This window comes from Prevotella sp. P5-64 (assembly GCF_002251285.1).
In the GTDB taxonomy this organism is placed as follows: Bacteria; Bacteroidota; Bacteroidia; order Bacteroidales; family Bacteroidaceae; genus Prevotella.
The window spans coordinates 1-3335 of the sequence record NZ_NPJK01000007.1 but is presented as its reverse complement, the minus strand read 5'-3'; the positions used below and the strand labels follow the sequence as shown (position 1 = coordinate 3335).

Here is a 3335-nt window from a genome sequence, read left to right as displayed (position 1 = left end):
CGAAAAGATCTTTGACATATTGACACAAGCAAGACTGTAGAACAGAAGTTCAAGACTTCTAACAACAAACAGAAAGCTGAAAGTATGAGCGAAAGACAGGCGAATATATTTATTTGTCCTATCTACGATCGTGAGAAAGTAGATAAGGGCGGATGGTGGATGCCTTGGCTCACTCAGGCGATGAAGGACGTGATAAGCTGCGATAAGCGGGGGGTAGGTGCAAATGACCTTTGATCCTCCGATTTCCGAATGGGACAACCCGTCATGCTGAAGGCATGACATCTGCTCAGTGCAGAGGCCAACGCGGGGAACTGAAACATCTTAGTACCCGCAGGAAGAGAAAATAAACAATGATTCCCCCAGTAGTGGCGAGCGAACAGGGAAGAGCCCAAACCTGCGTTGTGGCAACGCCTCGCAGGGGTTGTAGGACCACGTTGTGGTACGGTAACGGAGAGTGGAATTGCCTGGAAAGGCAGACCATAGCGGGTGAAAGTCCCTTACACGAATCCTGCTCCGGCCTAGTGGTATCCTGAGTAACGCGGAACACGAGGAATTCTGCGCGAATCCGCCGGGACCATCCGGTAAGGCTAAATACTCGAGTGAGACCGATAGCGTACGAGTACTGTGAAGGAAAGGTGAAAAGCACCTCGACAAGAGGAGTGAAATAGTTCCTGAAACCATCCGCCTACAAGCGGTCGGAGCATGCTTAGCATGTGACGGCGTGCCTTTTGCATAATGAACCTACGAGTTACCATCTCCGGCAAGGGTAAGGGCCATGAGACCCGCACCCGCAGTGAAAGCGAGCCTGAAGAGGGCGTATAGTCGGAGGGGGTAGACGCGAAACCAAGTGATCTACACATGTCCAGGATGAAGTCCGGGTAACACCGGATGGAGGTCCGCACCGATAAGCGTTGAAAAGCTTCCGGATGAGGTGTGTGTAGGAGTGAAAGGCCAATCAAACTTGGAGATAGCTCGTACTCCCCGAAAGGCATTTAGGTGCCGCGTGCAGTGTTCAGCGTGAGAGGTAGAGCGACCGATAGGTCGAGAGGGCTTCACCGCCTATCGAGACCTGACGAACTCCGAATGCTCACGTTCTGCAGCTGTGCAGTAAGGGGGCGGGTGCTAAGGTCCGTCCCCGAGAGGAGAAGAATCCAGACCGCCGTCTAAGGTCCCGGAATTCTGCCTGAGTTAGTCTAACGAAGTGTGGTCCCAACGACAGCCAGGATGTTGGCTTGGAAGCAGCCATTCATTCAAAGAGTGCGTAACAGCTCACTGGTCGAGGGTCCGCGCATGGATAATAATCGGGTATAAGGCAGATACCGAAGGCGCGGGATAGCAATTGTAAAAGTATCGGTAGGGGAGCATTCCCTGTGCGTTGAATGCGGATGGTGATGTCCGCTGGAGCGCAGGGAAAAGCAAATGTAGGTATAAGTAACGATAAGGAGGGTGAGATTCCCTCCCGCCATAAGTCTAAGGTTTCCCGGGCAATGCCCGTCATCCCGGGGTCAGTCGGGTCCTAAGTCTCAGCCGAAGGGCGAGGGCGATGGCAGAAACGGTTAATATTCCGTTACTGCCGTACGGAGCGACGTGGAGACGCAGTAGTGAAACGGCCGCGCACAGACGGAATTGTGCGCTGAAGGGTGTAGATTATGAGGGTTGCAGGCAAATCCACAATCCGAGTCGAACCTGATCAGTAGGGCCTCTTCTCCGGAAGGGGCCGAGCGCCGGTAAGCATGCTGCCGAGAAAATCCGCTAAGCTTAATCCGTACGGCACCCGTACCGCAAACCGACACAGGTAGACGAGTAGAACATACTAAGGCGTTGGGAGATTCATGGTTAAGGAACTAGGCAAACTGACCCCGTAACTTCGGGATAAGGGGTCCTCACGTCGAGTGAGGCGCAGAGAATAGGTCCAGGCAACTGTTTAACAAAAACACAGGGCTGTGCGAACTCGAAAGATGAAGTATACAGCCTGACACCTGCCCGGTGCCGGAAGGTTAAGAGGAGATGTCAACCGTAAGGCGAAGCATTGAATTGAAGCCCCGGTAAACGGCGGCCGTAACTATAACGGTCCTAAGGTAGCGAAATTCCTTGTCGGGTAAGTTCCGACCTGCACGAATGGTGTAATGATCCGGACGCTGTCTCAACCATGAGCCCAGTGAAATTGTAGTATCGGTGAAGATGCCGATTACCCGCGATGGGACGAAAAGACCCCGTGAACCTTTACTACAGCTTAGCATTGACCTTGGTCATCCGATGTGTAGGATAGGCCGGAGGCTTTGAAGCGCGGGCGCCAGCCTGTGTGGAGCCATCCTTGAAATACGGCCCTTTGGCTGTCTGAGGTCTAACGCGCTCAGCGCGGACACTGCTTGGTGGGTAGTTTGACTGGGGTGGTCGCCTCCAAAAGCGTAACGGAGGCTTCCAAAGGTGCCCTCGGGCCGATTGGTAACCGGCCTTACAGAGTGCAATGGCATAAGGGCGCTTGACTGGGAGGCAGACATGCCGAGCAGGCAGGAAACTGGGGCATAGTGATCCGGCGGACGTGTATGGAAACTCCGTCGCTCAAAGGATAAAAGGTACTCCGGGGATAACAGGCTGATCCCCCCCAAGAGCTCATATCGACGGGGTGGTTTGGCACCTCGATGTCGGCTCGTCACATCCTGGGGCTGGAGAAGGTCCCAAGGGTTGGGCTGTTCGCCCATTAAAGTGGCACGCGAGCTGGGTTCAGAACGTCGTGAGACAGTTCGGTCTCTATCTATCGTGGGCGTTGGAGTTTTGAGCGGTGCCGTCACTAGTACGAGAGGACCGTGATGGACAGACCTCCGGTTTGCCGGTTGTGCCGCCAGGTGCACCGCCGGGTAGCTGAGTCTGGAACGGATAAGCGCTGAAAGCATCTAAGTGCGAAGCCAGCCGCGAGATTAGAACTCCTTACAGGGTCGTCCGAGACGAGGACGTCGATAGGGCGCAGGTGTAAAGACGGTGACGTCAAAGCCGAGCGCTACTAATTGCCCGAAACTTTCCACGGGCTGATACTTTGAGTTTTCGGTCCCAGCGATGGGACGGTTGCGAGGAAATTGGACAAAGAGTTCGAGGTTTTGCTTGTGCGGTAAGTCAACCCAATACCGGCTTCCTGCCAGCGGCATGCGCGCCGCGTATGATGGCAGTAGAGTCAGGAACGATATCAATCAGGCGGTTATTGCGGTGGGGTCCCACCTCTTCCCATTCCGAACAGAGAAGTTAAGCCCACTTGCGCCGATGGTACTGCAATGCAATGCGGGAGAGTAGGTAGCCGCCCTTTTTCACGAAGAGCCTTGGTCACGACAGTGACTGAGGCT

The 3335-nt window shown here is 54.3% G+C and carries 2 rRNA genes; both read left to right on the top strand.

The window, feature by feature from the left end:
* Positions 1-132 precede the first annotated feature (132 nt).
* A 23S ribosomal RNA gene (locus CIK87_RS01870) occupies positions 133-3024 on the top strand.
* A gap of 161 nt (positions 3025-3185) precedes the next feature.
* Positions 3186-3298, top strand: a 5S ribosomal RNA gene (rrf, locus tag CIK87_RS01865).
* Positions 3299-3335 lie beyond the last annotated feature (37 nt).